We start from the raw sequence: 17039 nt of genomic DNA, 5'->3' as shown, positions 1-17039 counted from the left end.
CGGACAGATACCCGATTGAAACGACTTCATTCTTTAACTGGAGGAGAACGAGAATGACGATCACCCGCAGACTGCTCGGCAAGATGGCCCTGGGCCTCGCCGCCACCGCAAGCTTCGGCCTGCCGGCCTTCGCCGCCGACATGCCGAAGCCCTTCGACAAGCCCGGCGAGGTGAAGATCGCGCTCGTGCGCTATCTCTCGACCGGCGACTTCTTCCAGTCCTATCTGGCGGGCGTGGAAGCCCAGGCCAAGGCGCTCGGCGTCGAGCTCCAGGTGCTGGACAGCCGTCAGGACGCCGCCCTTCAGGCCGACATGGTCGACCAGGCCATCGCGCTCGGCGTCAAGGGCATCATCATCCAGCACGGCCTGACCGAAAGCATGAAGGAAGCCGCCCAGCGTGCCGTCGATGCCGGCATCAAGGTCGTCGCCTTCGACGTCAATGTCGAGAATGACAAGATCCCGCAGATCGAGCAGTCCGACCGCGATCTCGCCCGTCTGGCGCTGGAACAGGCGATCAAGGACAATGGCGAAAGCTTCAAGGCCGGCTATGTCTATGTCGCCGGCATCGCGCCGCTCGACCGCCGTGACGAGACCTGGAAGGAATTCAAGAAGAAGTATCCTGGCATCAACGAGGCTGCGCAGTTCGGCACCATGGACAACCCGATTGCCAACTCGGTCGCCAACCAGGCCCGTTCGGTCGTTTCGGCCAATCCCGATATCACCGTGATGTTCGCCCCCTATGACGAATTCGCCAAGGGCGTGAAGATCGCCGTCGACGAAGCGGGCATGTCCTCGAGCGTGAAGATCTATTCCGCCGACATTTCCACGTCCGACATCGCCGCCATGCGCGAACCGGGCTCCGCCTGGGCGGCGACCGCTGCCACCAACCCGGCCGTGGTCGGACAGGTCTCCGTGCGCGCGCTCGCCATGCTGCTCGCCGGCGAGGATCCGGGCCACAACGTGATCGTGCCCCCGACGCTGATCACCCAGAAGGACCTGAACGACCAGGACATCAAGAACATGGAAGAACTTGGCGCCAAGCTGCCCCAGTTCGCCCATGCGGATGTGGCCATGCCCGCCTGGATGCCGAAGCCCTGATTTTCCCTCCCGGGACTGAAAGCGAAAGGGCGGTCCGGCCACGGGCCGCCCTTTTCCTATGGGCGATAGGCGGTGTTGAAGCGGTGCCGGGGGGAGTGCGCCTGCGCGTACTTGCTTGGAAAATAGACAAGAACGACCGACGACACCCGTGAGGGTAGCGGCGACCGCGAGTCAATCCAGGCCGACCGACGATCGTCATGCTCGGGCTCGTCCCGAGCATCTGCCGCCGTTCCCGCGGGTCGGATGGTGCAGATCCTCGGGACGAGCCCGAGGATGACGGAGCATCGAGGGTCACCGCTTCGACCCGTGACGCTGACAGCCGGTCTTTTCGGCCGGCTGTTGCTCTCTATCACAGAAGCCTTATCGCAGGGCCGCCGCGATGTTGCCGCCGTCGACGGTGGTCACATCGGCGGTGGTGCGTTCGGCAAGGGCGTGGTGCACGAAGGCGCGGGCGACGTCTTCGGCGGTGACTTCCAGACCCAGCAGATTGCCGGCCATATAGTCCTTGACCGTCAGGCCGCGGGCGGCGGAGCGATTTTCGATCATGTCGTCGTTGAGCAGGCCGGAGCGGATACGGTCCGCATTGACCGCATTGACGCGGATGTGGTCGGCCCCGTGCTCCAGCGCATATTGGCGGGAAAGGAACAGCGTCGCGGCCTTCGGCAGGCCATAGGCGCCGAATTTCGCACCCGGATTGACCGCTTGCTTGGAGACATTGAAGAGCAGCACGCCGCCCGTTTTCTGCGCCTTCATGATGCGCACCGCATTCTGCGCCACCGACTGGTGGGCGAAGAAATTGAGCTCGAAACTCTTGCGCAGCAGCCCGTCATCGAGCGTGGCAATCGCTCCTTCCCAGGCCGCGCCCGCATTGGAGACCACGATATCGACGCCACCGAAATGATCGACCGCCCGGTCGAATGCCGCGCGGATCGATGCCGGATCGGTGACGTCGCAACCGATACCGATCGACTGGTTGCCGATGGCCTTCGCTACGGCGGCGGCCTTTTCCCCGTCGAGATCGAGCACGACCGCATGAGCGCCTTCGGCGACAAAGGCTTTTGCCGTCGCCGCGCCGATGGCGCCGGCACCGCCGGTCACCAGCGCCACCTGCCCGGTGAAGGGCTTCGGCTTGGCGCCGGCAAGCTTGGCCTGTTCCAGCGACCAGTATTCGAGATCGAAGAGATCGGGCTTGCTGACCGGCTGGAAGCGGCCGACGGATTCCGCATCGCGGGCGGCCTCGATCCACATTTCGCCGACATCGGCGGCAATCGTCGCATCCTTCAGCGTCCGGCCATGGCCGAACATGCCGAGACCCGGCACGAGGGTAAGCCGCGGCATGGGATCGAGCATGATGCGCTTCACCTCGTCGCGCGCGTCGTTCGAGCGGAAATAGTCCGTATAGGCATCGGCAAAGGCCTTCACCCGTTCCTCGATCACGCCACGATAGCCGTCCAGCTGGTCCGCCGCGGGGGCGGGCAGCACCATGGGGCCGGTCTTGATGCGGATCGAAAGGTCGGGCGTCGAGACCCCGCGCGAGGCCATGTCCTCCACCTCGGCCGCATTGACGAATTCGAGGATGGCCGGCGAGGTGCGGAAGGTGGAGACCATGCGGTCGAAGCGGCCATCGCCCTTCGGCACGGCAACGGCCCCGCGCAGGAGCGGGGCGATGTCCCTGGCCGAAGCCATCTGCGCCGGCAAGTTTACCGCCGTAAACGGGTTGCGGCCATGCGCCTTCACATGGTCTTCGGCCATGCTGACATAGTGGATCATCCGGTCATAGGCTTGCCGGGCCGTGTCGCCGAAGGTGAAAATGCCGTGCTTGTCGAGGAAAAGCCCTTCGACCGAGGGGTCAGCGTCATAGACCTCCGCCGCGAGCTTCGCCAGCGCGAATCCCGGCATGATATAGGGAACGTAACCCAGCTTGCCGGCGAAAAGCCGGTTGCCCATGGCCTCGCTTTCCGCCTGATCGGCAATGGCGAGGATGGCGGTCGAATGGGTGTGGTCCACGAATTTGTGCGGCAGGAAGGCGTGCAGCAGCGCTTCCACGGACGGGTTGGGGGCGCCGGGATCGATCAGGTTGGCGCGCAGCAGCGAAACCATGTTCTCGTCCGACAGGCGGTCGAGCTTGCGGGCCTTGAGGAGCGGCGCCAGCTTGACAGCGGGCAGGCCCTGCGGCTCGATCGTGCCCATGTCCCAGCCGCTGCCCTTGACGCAAAGCACGTCCCAGCTGTCACCGACGAGGTCGGTCAGCGTGGTCTTCACCGACGTATTGCCCCCGCCATGCAGCACCAGCCGCGGCTCGCCGCCGAGCAGGCGGGTCGTGTAGGTCCTCAGCGCCCAGTCGCGATTGATGCCCTTGCCGGCATAGGCCGCCACCATGGCTTCGGCCTGATCGTCGCGCCACAGGTTATCCATTCTCTCGTCCTCCGTCGGCCTCCGGCCCGGCTCGGGGCCGGCGTCAGGCCTTGTTCCACTGCTTCAAAAGGCGTTTGGCCATGGAGGTCGTCACGATCATGTGCGAGGCGAAGCCGCCCCGGATCGCCGCCACCAGCGGCTCGAATTTCTCGTCTTCCTGCACCACCATCAGCCGCTTCTCGATTTTCCGGATGGAGGCGAGATCGGCGGAAATGCAGCGGCGGTTATGGGCGCAATCCATCCACTGCCCGTCGCGGTCGATCAGCTGGCCGGCGATCACGCCGACCGCCCCTTCCTCGCCCATGCGCCGCATGTCGTCGGGAGAAAGCGCCCCGCATTTCACCAGATGGCTGTCCGCCTCGATGCCGCCGACCGAATAGAGGGCCAGCTGGCAATCGGCGATGGTGGCAAGCTGCTCGCGGATGACCGGTTCGCCGCGCAGCTCCTCGGCCAGCCGCTCCGAACTCAGCACCAGCGGCGCATAGAGGTTGATGCCCTGCGCATTGAGCCGCCGGGCGATTTCCGTCGTGCACTGGTCCGGACGGTAGGAATAGGGCGCGCCGAGATTGCCGCAGAGCTGCACCACAGTCACATCCTGCAGGTCGGCAAAGGGCATGACATCGGCGATGTGATAGACGGTTCGCCCCCAGGCAACACCGACGCGGTCGCCCTTGCGGATCAGGCTCTGGAACACGGACGCCGCAACCACGGGCATTTCGGTGGCGGGATCGAGCGCCGAGCGGTCCTCCGGCACGATCCAGACCGAGGCGATGCCCGCCGCATCCTCAAGCTCGCGAGCAAGCACGTCATCGGTAAAGAGCTGCGAGGAGGTGGAGATGGTCACGATGCCCATCTCGCGCGCCCGGCGGAGATAGGTGGCCACCGAGGCGCGGGAAATATTGAGCTTCTGCGCCACTTCATCCTGCCTGAGACCATGGCTGTAATAGAGCCAGGCAGCCTTGTGAATGATCTGGTCAGTGGTTCTGATCGGCATGGACGTCCTTCGCTCGGCAGGATGGTGACATTATTCAGGTGCGGTGACAAAAGTCAAAGCCTTTCCGCGAACCGCCTGCGGAAGCCGGCTTCGGCGGCTTTGGCCGGAGCGAAGATTAGCATGGCCGCGCGGGCAGACGATGGAAAATAGCGCCCCCGGTGAGGGTCAGCTTAGCCACCCCGCGGCGTCACGGCTGGCCGGCGGAAGACCGGGGAAAAGGAGACGCAAAAAAGGCCGGCCTTTCTCGAAGCCAGCCTCTGTCCGGCAGGTTGTTGAAGGACCTGGCGTCCCCGCACGCAACAAGCACCCGCCTGTCCGCTCATTGAAAGGGAAGCAGGGGGGTCTCCTCCTCGCCAAGGCCGAAAACGCCTTGCGCTCTTCGGCGCGGCTCTTTCAGCCCGCGACGTCGTAGAAGGATTTGTACCAGGCCACGAAGCGGCGCACGCCTTCAGCAACGGGCGTGTTCGGAGCAAAGCCGACCCATTTGTCCAGCTCTTCCGCCGATGCCGAGGTTGCCACGACATCGCCGGGCTGCATGGGCAGAAAATTCTTTTCGGCTTTCTGACCCAGCGCGGCTTCCAATGCGGCGATATACTCCATGAGCGGCACCGGCTGGCTATTGCCGATATTGAATATGCGGTAAGGGGCGTTGCTGGTCGCGGGATCCGGATGCGAGGGGTCGAAGGCCGGGTCCGGCTCGGCAGGCTTGTCGTGAACGCGGATCAGCCCATCCACCACATCGTCGATATAGGTGAAGTCCCGCATCATCTGTCCATTGTTGAAAACATCGATGGGGCGGCCCTCGACGATGGCTTTCGTGAACTGGTGCATGGCCATGTCCGGACGGCCCCAGGGACCGTAGACGGTAAAAAACCGCAGACCTGTGGTGGGCAGGCGAAACAGATGGCTGTAGGTATGGGCCATCAGCTCGTTGGCTTTCTTGGTCGCCGCATACAGGCTGACCGGATGGTCGATATTCTGATGCTCGCTGAATGGCATTTGGGTATTGCCGCCATAGACCGAGGATGAGCTGGCATAGACCAGCGCTTCCACCGCCTGTCGCCGGCAGCCCTCCAAAATGTTCAGGAAGCCCTGCACATTGGCATCGATATAGGCCTGGGGGTTCTGCAAGGAGTAACGAACACCCGGTTGCGCGGCCAGATGGATAACCCTCTGGGGGCGTTCCTCCGCGAAGAGCGCCGCAGTGGCCTCCCGATCTTCGAGCGACAGGCGCTTGAACTGGAAATTCGAATAGGCCGTCAGCTTCGAAAGTCGGGCTTCTTTCAGGCTTACATCGTAGTAATCGTTAAGATTATCAACGCCGATCACAGTATCGCCGCGCTCCAGCAAGCGGATACTGGTATGCATACCGATGAAACCCGCGGCACCCGTCAGTAAAACCTTCACGTAAACCCTTCCCGCCAGCCGCCGGCAAAGCCGGAAGCCAGGCTTATTGACGTCCAAGCCGTTTTTCGAGGACTGCGAGCCGGTAAGTCAACCCCTTTTCGGCGCAGGGAGCAGCTGTGGGCGTGATTGACGCATCTTCAGGGTGCCGTGACGATAACACGCGTTCCCCATTCCGTGCATTTTCTTGCAAGCTCGGGCGGCAGGGGGACATCGGTGAAAATGGCGGTCAGTTCCGAGAGCGAGGCGAGCCGGACCGGGGCGGAGCGGCTCAGCTTCGAGTGATCGCAGACGAGAAAGGTCTGGCGCGCCTGGCGGATGATGGCCTTGGAGACCCGCACTTCGGCAAAATCGAAATCGAGCAGGTCGCCGTCATGGTCGAGCGCAGAGGCGCCGATGATGGCGTAATCCACCTTGAACTGTTCGAAGAACTGGGTGGTCAGCTCCCCCACAAGCCCGCCGTCCGAGCGGCGAAGCGCGCCCCCGGCCACCATGATCTCGCAACCCGGATTGGCCGCCAGCGTGTTGGCGACGTTCATGTTGTTGGTGATAACGGTGATGTTGGTATGGCCGAGCAGTTCATGGGCCACCGCTTCCGTGGTGGTGCCGAGATTCATGATGATCGAGCAGTTCTCGGGAATCTCGGCGGCGCAGGCCCGGGCAATGGCCGATTTCGCGTCCTCGTTCATGCGCCGGCGGTGATCGTAGCCGAGATTGGCGACGCCCGTGCGGGCGACGGCCCCGCCGTGAACCCGGTCGATCAATCCGGCATCGGCCAGTTCCGCCAGATCCCGGCGGATCGTCTGCAAGGTCACCTCGAAGCGCTGCGCCAGATCCTCCACCACCACCCGCCCTTCCGCGCGGGCAATGTCCATGATTTCGGTCTGACGGAAACTCAGGGCCACCGCATGTTCCTTTCTTTTCGAAGCTTGTGTCGAATTCTTCGGAGATCGCGGAAACGCGGTCAAGATGTAAATATGCCCGTAAAAACCATGCCCGCCCTTGCTGCCCTGCAGCGAAAATGTTCGCGCGTCTCCGTCAATGGGGATCCTGCCGCATTTTTGCCTTCAAATAGCCGCCTTTGGCGCTTTTTGCAGTGCAACAATGTTCGTTTTGCTTCATTTCGAAGAAAAACGAAAACGCGAATTGACAAGCCAGTGAACTTGCGCAAATTTGTTGGCAAGAAAAGGGAGGACGGGAAGTGGCATCAGAGGCACGGCCGGCAACGGTCGATCTCTTCATCATCGGCGGTGGCATCAATGGTTGCGGCATTGCCCGCGATGCGAGCGGCCGCGGTCTTTCGGTCGCCGTTGCCGAGCAGGGCGACCTCGCCCAGGCGACGTCTTCCGCCTCCACCAAGCTGTTCCATGGCGGCCTGCGTTATCTCGAATATTTCGAGTTCCGGCTGGTGCGCGAGGCGCTGGAAGAGCGCGAGACGCTGCTGAAGGCCATGCCGCATATCAGCTGGCCCATGCGCTTCGTGTTGCCCTATCACCGCGACATGCGTTTCGAGGGCGATACGCCCGCCGGCCAGCTTCTGCAGAAGATCATGCCCTGGATGAAGGGTCGGCGCCCGGCCTGGATGATCCGGCTCGGCCTCTTCCTCTACGATACGCTCGGCGGCCGCCAGATCCTGCCGGCCACCCGCTCGCTCGATCTCTCGGTCGATCCGGCCGGGCGGGCGCTGCGCAAGGATTTCCGCAAGGCCTATGAATATTCCGACTGCTGGGTGGAGGATTCCAAGCTCGTCTCGCTGAACGCCCGCGATGCGGCCGAACGGGGCGCCATCGTCATGACCCGCAGCCGGGTAACCTCGGCGGAGCGGACCGGCGATGTCTGGACCGTGCGCGTGAAGGGGCCGGACGGGGAGAGGACCTTCACGGCCCGGGCGCTGGTCAATGCCGGCGGCCCCTGGGTGGAAGACGTCATCCGCAACGTGGCGCGGATCAATTCCAGCGAAGGCGTGCGCCTGGTGCGCGGCAGCCATATCGTCACCCGCAAGCTCTACGAGCATGACCGCTGCTACTTCTTCCAGGGCGAGGACGGTCGCATCATCTTCGCCATTCCCTACGAGGGCGATTTCACCCTGATCGGCACCACCGACAAGGACCATCAGGGCCCGCCTTCCGAGGTCGCCTGCACGCCGGAAGAGCAGGATTACCTGCTTGCCTTCGCCAGCCGCTATTTCGAAAAGCCGGTTACCCGCGCCGATGTGGTCTGGACCTATTCGGGCGTGCGTCCGCTTTACAATGACGGGGCCAAATCCGCGACGGCGGCCACCCGCGATTACGTACTGTCGCTCGACGAGAACGGCCCGCCGCTGCTGAATGTCTTCGGCGGCAAGATCACCACCTACCGGCGTCTGGCGGAAAGCGCGCTGTCCAAGCTCGCGCCCTTCTTCCCGGCCGCCAGGGGTCCGTGGACGGCGGGGGCGAGCCTGCCCGGCGGCGATTTCCCCCATGACGGTGCCGAGGCGCTGGCGCAGTCGCTTCGCCAGGAGCATGCCTTCCTGAGCGCCGCCTGGGCCAAGCGGCTGGTGCGCGCCTATGGCACCGATGCCCGCAAGATCCTCGCCGGCAGCCAGAAGGCGGAGGATCTCGGACGCGCGTTCGGCGCGACCCTGACCGAGAAGGAAGTGCTGTGGCTGATGCGCCACGAGTTTGCCCGCCGGGCGGAGGACGTGGTCTGGCGGCGCAGCAAGCTGGGGCTGAGACTGTCGACGGAGGAGATTGCCGCGCTCGATGCCTTCATGGCCGGCGTGGCGGAGAATGGGGTGCAGAACCCCGCGGCGGAGTGAGGAGACGATGGCGCTTGAATTCAAAGGCGTAGGCAGGACGGTCAATGGCCAGGTGCATATCCACCCGGCCGACCTCGTGCTCGAAAAGGGCACGATGAACGTTCTGCTCGGGCCGACGCTCTCGGGCAAGACCAGCCTGATGCGGCTGATGGCGGGGCTGGACCAGCCCACGACCGGCCGTATCCTCTGGGATGGCAAGGACGTGACCGGCATGCGGGTGCAGGACCGGCAGGTGGCGATGGTCTACCAGCAGTTCATCAATTATCCCGCCATGAGCGTCTATGAAAACATCGCCTCGCCGCTGCGCCTGCAGGGCGAAGCCGCAGACGTGATCGACCGGCGGGTGCGCGAGACGGCGGAAATCCTCAAGCTCACGCCCATGCTGTCCCGCAAGCCGCTGGAGCTTTCCGGCGGCCAGCAGCAGCGCTGCGCGCTGGCCCGCGCCCTGGTCAAGGGCGCCGGTCTGGTGCTGCTCGACGAGCCGCTCGCCAATCTGGACTACAAGCTGCGCGAGGAACTGCGCGCGGAAATTCCGCGCATCTTCGAAAAGTCCGGTGCGATCTTCGTCTACGCGACCACCGAACCGGAGGAGGCCCTGCTGCTCGGCGGCCATACGGCAACCCTCTGGGAAGGTCGCATCACCCAGTTCGGGCCGACCATCGAGGTCTATCGCCGCCCCGTCGACATGATCACGGCGCGCGTCTTCTCCGATCCGCCGATGAATTTCGTCAAGGCGCGCAAGCAGGGCCACAGCCTGCATCTCGGCGGCCATGGACATGTGCCGGCCGATGGGGTGCTCGCAGGTCTTGCGGATGGCGATTATCTCGCCGGCTTCCGGGCAAACCATCTGCGGCTCAACCATCACAGCGGCGACAGCGTGGAATTCCGCGGGTCGATCGGCGCGATCGAGATCACCGGTTCGGAAACCTTCCTCCATGTGGACACGCCGGATGGCGCCTGCGTCGGCCTCGTGCACGGGGTGCACAACCTGAAACCGGGGGATGGCGTCAGCGTCTGGCTGGAACGCTCCCATGTCTATCTGTTCGGAACCGACGGGCGGCTTGCCGCCCCGGCGTCCTATGCCCTGGCGGCGTGAGGGTAAAATGGCAAAGATCACGCTTTCCAATCTGGCCCATTCCTACCTGCCCCAGCCGAAGGGCGAGCAGGACTATGCCCTGAAGACCATGGACCATGTCTGGGAGGATGGCGGCGCCTATGCGCTGCTCGGTTCTTCCGGCTGCGGCAAGACCACGCTGCTCAACATCATTTCCGGCCTGCTGAAGCCGTCCGAGGGCCGGGTGCTCTTCGGCGAGCGCGATGTGACGGATGCGGAGACCGCCGAGCGCAACATCGCGCAGGTCTTCCAGTTCCCCGTCGTCTACGACACGATGACAGTGCGGCAGAACCTCGCCTTCCCCTTGCGCAACCGCGGCATGGCCGCCCCCGTCATTGCCCGGCGGGTTGACCAGATAGCGAAGATGATCGGCATGGAAGCCATGCTGGACCGCAAGGCGCGCGGGCTGACCGCCGATGCCAAGCAGAAGATCTCGCTCGGGCGCGGCATGGTCCGCGAGGATGTGAACGCCATTCTGTTCGACGAGCCGCTGACGGTGATCGACCCGCTGATGAAGTGGGAGCTGCGCACCCAGCTGAAGACGCTGCACCGCGAATTCGGCCATACCATGATCTACGTGACCCATGACCAGACCGAGGCGCTGACCTTCGCCGACAAGGTCGTCGTCATGTATGACGGAAGGGTGGTGCAGATGGGCACGCCGGCGGAACTGTTCGAGACGCCCGCCCACACCTTCGTCGGCTATTTCATCGGCTCGCCGGGCATGAACCTGTTCGATGCGGAAGTGCAGGGCAACCATGCCATGATCGGCGGTCACCAGATCGCGCTCGGCGCCAGCTATCCCGCACTTTCGGGCCGGGTGCAGATCGGCATTCGCCCCGAATATTCGCTGCTCGGCGACAGGGGCCTGCCCTTTGCCATCCGCCGGGTGGAGGATGTCGGCCGGCACCGGATCGTGCGGGGCGAGACACTCGGCAAGGCCATGAACGTGATCCTGCCCGAGGGCATGCCGGTGCCGTCCGAAAATGCACGGGTGGAATTCCTGGCGGACCGCATCAATGTCTATGCCGATGACTGGCGCGTCACGGGAGGAGCCCTCTGATGGAAAAGACGCTCAACAACCGGGCCTGGTTCCTGGTGCTGCCGGTTCTCGTGCTGGTGGCCTTCTCGGCCATCATCCCGCTGATGACGGTGGTCAACTATTCGGTCAACGACACGTTCGGCGACAACCAGTTCTTCTGGGCCGGCCTCGAATGGTTCGAGGAAATGGTGACCTCCGACCGTCTGCACGAGGCGCTTGGCCGGCAGGTGATCTTCTCGGCGGTCATTCTTGCCATCGAGGTGCCGCTCGGCATCTATATCGCGCTCAACATGCCGAAGCGCGGTGTTTGGGCCAGCCTCTGCCTCGTGCTGATGGCGCTGCCGCTGCTCGTCCCCTTCAACGTGGTCGGCACGATCTGGCAGATCTTCGGCCGCGTCGATATCGGCCTGCTCGGCCATACGCTGGCGGCCGTCGGCATCGACTACAATTACACGAACGATCCCGTGGATGCCTGGATCACCGTCATCGTCATGGATGTCTGGCACTGGACCTCGCTGGTGGCGCTGCTGTGCTATGCCGGCCTGCAATCCATTCCCAACGCCTATTACCAGGCGGCCAAGGTGGATCAGGCGAGCCGCTGGAGCATCTTCCGCTATATCGAGCTGCCGAAGATGCGTGGCGTGCTTTTGATTGCCGTGCTGCTGCGCTTCATGGACAGCTTCATGATCTACACGGAACCCTTCGTGGTCACCGGGGGCGGTCCGGGCAACTCCACCACCTTCCTTTCCATCGATCTCGTGAAGATGGCCGTCGGCCAGTTCGACCTCGGTCCCGCCGCCGCCTTCTCGATCATGTACTTCCTGGTCATCCAGCTCGTGTCCTGGGTCTTCTACACGGTCATGACCAATCTCGACAAAGAGGAGGCCAAGTGATGAAGCTCCGCAGCTCCGCGCTCGTCATGGCGCTTTACCTGATCTTCCTGCTGGTGCCGATCTACTGGCTGCTCAACATGAGCCTGAAGACCAATGCGGAGATCAACTCCACCTTCTCGCTGTTCCCGGTCAACCTGACCTTCCAGAACTACAGGACCATCCTGACCGATCCGGCCTGGTACATGGGCTATGTGAACTCGATCATCTATGTGGTGATGAACACGGTGATCTCGATCGCGGTGGCGCTGCCGGCGGCCTATGCCTTCAGCCGCTACACCTTCATGGGCGACAAGCACCTGTTCTTCTGGCTCCTGACCAACCGCATGGCGCCGCCGGCCGTTTTCGCGCTGCCCTTCTTCCAGCTCTATTCGTCCATCGGGCTCTTCGATACCCATATCGCCGTGGCGCTCGCCCACTGCCTGTTCAACGTGCCGCTGGCGGTCTGGATCCTCGAAGGCTTCATGCGCGGCGTGCCGAAGGAGATCGACGAGACGGCCTATATCGACGGCTATTCCTTCGGCCGCTTCTTCGTGAAGATCTTCATGCCGCTGATTGCCTCGGGCATCGGCGTCACGGCCTTCTTCTGCTTCATGTTCTCCTGGGTGGAACTGCTGCTGTCGCGCACGCTCACCTCGGTCAATGCCAAGCCGATCGCCGCTACCATGACCCGCACCGTCTCCGCCTCCGGCATGGACTGGGGCGTGCTGGCCGCCGCGGGCGTCCTCACGCTCATTCCCGGCGCGCTGGTGATCTGGTTCGTCCGCAATTACATCGCCAAGGGCTTCGCCCTGGGGAGGGTCTGATGCAAAGCACCCGCTGGAACCTGGTTTATGTCGTCACCGCGCTCGTCTTTGCGCTGGTGCTTGCCGGCCTCGTGATGGCCGTTCCGGTCAAGGACGGCGCGCGCGACTGGTTTGCGCCGCTGGTCAGGAATGGCTGGATGGCCTGGACCTTCCCGGTCGCCCTGTTCTTCACCGTGGTTGCCGCCCTTCTCGCGGTCTTCACGATCCTCGCGATCCGCTTTCCCGAAACGCCGAAGCGTGGCGTGCTCGGCATCGAGACCACGCGCGGCGACCGCCTGTTCATTTCGCTTCTGGGCTCAGCCTTCATCTGCCTTGGCTGGCTCTTTTTCTTCGGCGCTCCGCTCACCTGGGCGCTGATCCTTTGCCTCGCCTGGGCGGTGGCGGTGTTCCGCTTCGTCTAGGGAGGGCATGAGAATGCCGGGCGCGGGAGCTAGCTCCTCCCACGCCCGGATGAAAGAAAAACCGAGACCGTCTTTCATTCCGGGAGGATACGTAAATGAGACGATCGCATACGACAACTGCTTTGGCTCTGATCCTGTTGTTCAGCGCCGCCCCGGCTTTCGCCGGCATGGACGAGGCGAAATCGTTCCTCGACAAGGAAATCGGTGACCTGTCGTCGCTGTCGCGCGCCGATCAGGAAAAGGAAATGCAGTGGTTCGTGGACGCCGCCAAGCCGTTCAACGGCATGGAAATCAAGGTGGTCTCCGAAACCATCGCGACCCACGAATATGAATCCAAGGTGCTGGCGCCGGCCTTCTCGGCGATCACGGGCATCAAGATCACCCATGACCTGATCGGCGAGGGTGACGTCGTCGAAAAGCTGCAGACCCAGATGCAGTCGGGCGAAAACATCTATGACGCCTACATCAACGACTCGGACCTGATCGGCACCCACTGGCGCTACCAGCAGGCCCGCAACCTGACCGACTGGATGGCCAACGAAGGCAAGGATGTCACCAATCCCGGCCTCGACCTCGCCGACTTCATCGGCACCAAGTTCACGACCGCGCCGGACGGCAAGCTGTACCAGCTCCCCGACCAGCAGTTCGCGAACCTCTACTGGTTCCGCTACGACTGGTTCAACGACCAGAAGACCAAGGACGACTTCAAGGCCAAGTATGGCTACGATCTCGGCGTTCCCGTGAACTGGTCCGCCTATGAAGACATTGCGGAATTCTTTACCGGCCGCGACATGTCCTATATCGGCGGTCCGAAGAGCGCCTGGGGCAACATGGACTACGGCAAGAAGGACCCCTCGCTCGGCTGGCGTTACACCGATGCGTGGATGTCCATGGCCGGCATGGGCGACAAGGGTGAGCCGAACGGCCTGCCGGTCGACGAATGGGGCGTCCGCGTGGACGAGAAGTCCCGTCCGGTCGGCTCGTGCGTGGCCCGTGGCGGTGCGACCAACGACGCCGCAGCCGTCTACGCCGTCACAAAGGCCATCGACTGGCTGAAGCGCTTCACCCCGCCGGAAGCCCAGGGCATGACCTTCTCCGAAGCCGGTCCCGTTCCGGCCCAGGGCGAAGTGGCCCAGCAGATGTTCTGGTACACCGCCTTCACCGCCGACATGGTCAAGGAAGGCCTGCCGGTCATGAATTCGGATGGTACGCCGAAGTGGCGCATGGCTCCGTCTCCGCACGGCGCCTACTGGAGCGAAGGCACCAAGGTCGGCTATCAGGACGTGGGTTCCTGGACCCTCATGAAGTCCACGCCTGAAGACCGCGCCAAGGCCGCCTGGCTCTATGCCCAGTTCGTGACCTCGAAGACCGTCGACGTGAAGAAGTCCCATGTGGGCCTGACCTTCATCCGTGAATCGACGATCAACCACCAGTCCTTCACCGATCGTGCGCCGAAGCTCGGCGGTCTGGTCGAGTTCTACCGTTCGCCGGCCCGCGTGGCCTGGTCGCCGACCGGCACGAACATTCCGGACTATCCGAAGCTGGCCCAGCTGTGGTGGCAGAACATCGGCGACGCCATGTCCGGTGCGAAGTCTCCGCAGGAAGCCCTCGACTCGCTCTGCGCCGAACAGGAAAAGGTTCTGGCCCGTATCGAGAAGTCCGGCGTTCAGGGCGATATCGGCCCGAAGCTGAACGAAGAGAAGGACGCCCAGTACTGGATCGACCAGCCCGGTTCGCCGGTCGGCCCGCTGGAAAACGAAAAGCCGAAGCCGGAAACCATCTCCTATGACGAGCTGGTCAAGTCCTGGCAGAAGAGCTGATCTCTAGAATAACGGATGGCGCGGCGGACAAGATGCCGCGCCATTCTCCCCCTCGCGACGATCTCGCGAACGGGATCCGGACGGGCCGCGCGGGCCTTCGGGGCCGGACCGGACAAACGCTTCTTCAAAAAATCCCACGATCGATGCCGGTTGAGGCCTATCCCCGGCGTGCGGTTCCGCATCCGCGATGGCGATCCGCCCAATACGAGCTATTCTGGCAAGCAGACGTTCACGATAGGCCGCTATCATGGAGCAGGATCGGCACTGGACGGGCAGTTCGCAGGGGGAGGGCAGAACGGGGTGATGCACAGCTTGGCGGACGGCGATACGGCGCTCGAAATCCTGCAATTGCTGGAAGAAGCCAGCGCCCTTGTCGCCGTCTACGATACGGAGGATCGGTTGCGCTACGCAAACCGCGCCTTTCGGGAAGCCTGGGCGATTGTCCCCGACGAGAACCCGACTTGGGCCGAGATCATGCGCCGCAATTACCATCAGCGGCGCGGCACCGTGGTGGAGACCGACGATATCGAGGCCTGGCTGCATGCGACTGCCGCGCGCCGCGGCAAGATCACCCGTCGCGCCTTCGAGACCGACTTGCATGACGGCCGGTGGCTGTGGATGACCGAAACCGTGCAGGCGAATGGCTGGCTGATGTCGGTGGCCACCGACATCACCTCGATCCGCAGCAGCCAGCGTTCGCTGCGCAAGGACCGGGACCGGGCGCTGCGGGCCTCGCAGACGGACGAACTCACCGGCCTGCCGAACCGCCGCTATGTCATGTCTGTGCTGGAGGAGCTGCTGCTCGAGAAGCCCGCGGACGGCACCAGGATCTGCAGCCTCGCCATCCTCGACATCGATCATTTCAAGACGATCAACGACACGTTCGGCCACAAGGTCGGCGATGTCGTGCTCAAGGATTTTGCCGCGCGGCTCGGGCCCTGCCTGCGCAAGACCGATACGGTCGGCCGGATCGGCGGAGAGGAATTCATCCTCATCCTGCCGCGCACCCCGCTCGAGGCGGCGACCACGATCGTCAACCGGATGATCGAGACGATCCGCTCGGCAAGGCCCGTCGCGGAACATCCGCTCCTGCACTACACGTTCTCGGCCGGCATAGCCCATGCCCATCCGGGGGAGGACGCCGACGCGCTCTTCCAGCGCGCCGACCGCGCCCTCTATGCCGCCAAGATGGCAGGCCGAAACCAGGCCCGCGCCGCAGCCTGATCGTTCCGAACGAAAAAATCTGCGCGACCTATGGCAAAGGCAGGGCTTCCGCCTAGCTAATAGATTGTCTGTAGCGAAGCGGGCCGCCGCCTTAGGCGGGGTCGCGGGAGTTCTCCATGCACGTCATGACCATGTCCGGAACCGCCTGGAAAGATCTGCTCGATGCCCGGGCCGAGCGGCGCGCCGTTTCGGGGGCGGTGTCGGCGGCGCAGCGGCTTTACGGCCCGCTTGCCGCAAGCCGCGGCCGCTTCGTGATGGCGCAGGTCGGGCAGTCGCTCGATGGGCGCGTCGCCACGCCAAGCGGCGATGCGCGGGATATTTCCGGCCCGGAAGGCCTGCGCCATCTGCACCGCTGCCGGGCGCTGATGGATGCAGTCATCGTCGGCGCCTCCACCGTGGCGATGGACAATCCGCGCCTGTCCGTCCGCGAGGTCACGGGTCCCGATCCGGTCCGCGTGGTGATTGACTGCCGCGGCGCGCTGGACGGAACCCAGCGGCTGTTTCACGACGACGGCGCGCCCGTGATCGTCTTCCAGAGCACCGATGCACCCCGGCGCGCCTATGGGCAGGCGGACGTCGTCCGCCTCGCCCCCGGTGACGCCGGGCTCGATGTCGCGATGATCCTCGATGTGCTGGCGGAGCGGGGGCTCGACCATGTGCTGGTGGAGGGCGGAGCCCGCACCATTGCCCGTTTCATCGAGAAGGGACTGGTGGACCGGCTGCATGTGGCGGTGGCGCCGCTGATCATCGGCTCGGGTCCGACCGGCCTCCTGCTGCCGCCGATCGACCGGCTGTCCTCGGCTCTGCGCCCGCCGGTCGAGGTCTATTCGCTGGACGGGGACGTGCTGTTCGACTGCGCGCTGCGGCCCCCGGCGGCGCCGGCAAGGCTCGAAAGGGCGCTTGCTGAGGCGGAAGCGGGATAGGTCGCAGCCTGCGGCATTCTGTCCCTTCCGATCACGGGAATTTCAACGATCGCCCCCTCAACAGCCAAGCGAAGCGCCCTATATCAGAATTTGAAAATTGACAATTCGGCGC

14 protein-coding genes are annotated in these 17039 nt (G+C 63.8%); 10 read left to right on the top strand and 4 right to left on the bottom strand.

All coding sequences use genetic code 11. The features are described 5' to 3' along the window. Positions 1-53 precede the first annotated feature (53 nt). Entirely contained in the window at positions 54-1097 is a 1044-nt protein-coding gene (locus ACT54B_RS19300) for a substrate-binding domain-containing protein (protein WP_476047298.1), read from the top strand. A gap of 360 nt (positions 1098-1457) precedes the next feature. Here the strand turns inward: ACT54B_RS19300 and ACT54B_RS19295 are convergent, their stop codons facing one another. The 4 genes from ACT54B_RS19295 to ACT54B_RS19280 form a co-directional block, all read right to left on the bottom strand. Continuing rightward, positions 1458-3512: a bifunctional aldolase/short-chain dehydrogenase gene (locus ACT54B_RS19295; RefSeq protein ID WP_476047296.1), complete on the bottom strand. Its 2055-nt coding sequence runs from the start codon at positions 3510-3512 to the stop codon at positions 1458-1460. Positions 3513-3555: 43 nt separating this feature from the next. Continuing rightward, positions 3556-4506: a sugar-binding transcriptional regulator gene (locus tag ACT54B_RS19290; RefSeq protein ID WP_476047294.1), complete on the bottom strand. Its 951-nt coding sequence runs from the start codon at positions 4504-4506 to the stop codon at positions 3556-3558. Positions 4507-4899: 393 nt separating this feature from the next. After that, on the bottom strand, positions 4900-5913 hold the full coding sequence (locus tag ACT54B_RS19285) for an NAD-dependent epimerase (RefSeq protein WP_476047292.1): 1014 nt from the start codon (positions 5911-5913) through the stop codon (positions 4900-4902). 137 nt (positions 5914-6050) lie between these two features. Next, positions 6051-6815 carry a DeoR/GlpR family DNA-binding transcription regulator gene (locus ACT54B_RS19280; protein WP_476047290.1) on the bottom strand — a complete coding sequence of 255 codons (765 nt, stop codon included), beginning with the start codon at positions 6813-6815 and terminating at the stop codon, positions 6051-6053. A 296-nt stretch (positions 6816-7111) separates the two neighbouring features. Here ACT54B_RS19280 and glpD point away from each other — a divergent pair, with 296 nt between their 5' ends. The 9 genes from glpD (at position 7112) to ACT54B_RS19235 (ending at position 16927) form a co-directional block, all read left to right on the top strand. Next, a complete protein-coding gene (gene glpD / locus ACT54B_RS19275) occupies positions 7112-8707 on the top strand; it encodes a glycerol-3-phosphate dehydrogenase (RefSeq protein ID WP_476047288.1) in 1596 nt (531 codons plus the stop codon). Between the two features lie 7 nt (positions 8708-8714). After that, positions 8715-9803, top strand: a complete 1089-nt coding sequence (locus ACT54B_RS19270; RefSeq protein ID WP_476047287.1) for an ABC transporter ATP-binding protein — start codon at positions 8715-8717, stop codon at positions 9801-9803. A 7-nt stretch (positions 9804-9810) separates the two neighbouring features. Beyond that, positions 9811-10884 (top strand): ABC transporter ATP-binding protein, encoded by a 1074-nt coding sequence (locus ACT54B_RS19265; RefSeq protein WP_476047285.1) that lies wholly within the window; start codon positions 9811-9813, stop codon positions 10882-10884. Continuing rightward, the gene (locus ACT54B_RS19260; RefSeq protein WP_476047283.1) at positions 10884-11756 is read left to right on the top strand and encodes a carbohydrate ABC transporter permease; all 873 of its coding nucleotides are present in this window, start codon (positions 10884-10886) and stop codon (positions 11754-11756) included. The genes ACT54B_RS19265 and ACT54B_RS19260 overlap by 1 nt, the downstream gene beginning before the upstream one ends. Further along, positions 11756-12559: a carbohydrate ABC transporter permease gene (locus tag ACT54B_RS19255; protein ID WP_476047282.1), complete on the top strand. Its 804-nt coding sequence runs from the start codon at positions 11756-11758 to the stop codon at positions 12557-12559. Before ACT54B_RS19260 ends, ACT54B_RS19255 begins: the two co-directional genes overlap by 1 nt. Beyond that, positions 12559-12960, top strand: coding sequence for a DUF2160 domain-containing protein (locus ACT54B_RS19250; protein WP_476047280.1), 402 nt, complete (start codon positions 12559-12561; stop codon positions 12958-12960). The genes ACT54B_RS19255 and ACT54B_RS19250 overlap by 1 nt, the downstream gene beginning before the upstream one ends. A 95-nt stretch (positions 12961-13055) precedes the next feature. Beyond that, positions 13056-14780 (top strand): ABC transporter substrate-binding protein, encoded by a 1725-nt coding sequence (locus tag ACT54B_RS19245; RefSeq protein ID WP_476047278.1) that lies wholly within the window; start codon positions 13056-13058, stop codon positions 14778-14780. A 168-nt stretch (positions 14781-14948) separates the two neighbouring features. Further along, positions 14949-16004: a GGDEF domain-containing protein gene (locus ACT54B_RS19240; RefSeq protein ID WP_476047275.1), complete on the top strand. Its 1056-nt coding sequence runs from the start codon at positions 14949-14951 to the stop codon at positions 16002-16004. A gap of 116 nt (positions 16005-16120) precedes the next feature. Beyond that, a complete protein-coding gene (locus ACT54B_RS19235) occupies positions 16121-16927 on the top strand; it encodes a RibD family protein (RefSeq protein WP_476047274.1) in 807 nt (268 codons plus the stop codon). Positions 16928-17039 lie beyond the last annotated feature (112 nt).

The organism is Gellertiella sp. DMC107, from assembly GCF_056313605.1.
This window is presented reverse-complemented; position numbering and strand designations above follow the sequence as displayed.

What these genes read in the sequence shown, in the direction of transcription:
- ACT54B_RS19265 (WP_476047285.1), top strand. Translation starts at nt 9,811, where the DNA reads ATGGCAAAGATCACGCTTTCCAATCTGGCCCATTCCTACCTGCCCCAG.
- ACT54B_RS19250 (WP_476047280.1), top strand. Translation starts at nt 12,559, where the DNA reads ATGCAAAGCACCCGCTGGAACCTGGTTTATGTCGTCACCGCGCTCGTC.
- ACT54B_RS19300 (WP_476047298.1), top strand. Translation starts at nt 54, where the DNA reads ATGACGATCACCCGCAGACTGCTCGGCAAGATGGCCCTGGGCCTCGCC.
- ACT54B_RS19245 (WP_476047278.1), top strand. Translation starts at nt 13,056, where the DNA reads ATGAGACGATCGCATACGACAACTGCTTTGGCTCTGATCCTGTTGTTC.
- ACT54B_RS19235 (WP_476047274.1), top strand. Translation starts at nt 16,121, where the DNA reads ATGCACGTCATGACCATGTCCGGAACCGCCTGGAAAGATCTGCTCGAT.
- ACT54B_RS19290 (WP_476047294.1), bottom strand. Translation starts at nt 4,506, where the DNA reads ATGCCGATCAGAACCACTGACCAGATCATTCACAAGGCTGCCTGGCTC.
- ACT54B_RS19295 (WP_476047296.1), bottom strand. Translation starts at nt 3,512, where the DNA reads ATGGATAACCTGTGGCGCGACGATCAGGCCGAAGCCATGGTGGCGGCC.
- ACT54B_RS19270 (WP_476047287.1), top strand. Translation starts at nt 8,715, where the DNA reads ATGGCGCTTGAATTCAAAGGCGTAGGCAGGACGGTCAATGGCCAGGTG.
- ACT54B_RS19255 (WP_476047282.1), top strand. Translation starts at nt 11,756, where the DNA reads ATGAAGCTCCGCAGCTCCGCGCTCGTCATGGCGCTTTACCTGATCTTC.
- ACT54B_RS19260 (WP_476047283.1), top strand. Translation starts at nt 10,884, where the DNA reads ATGGAAAAGACGCTCAACAACCGGGCCTGGTTCCTGGTGCTGCCGGTT.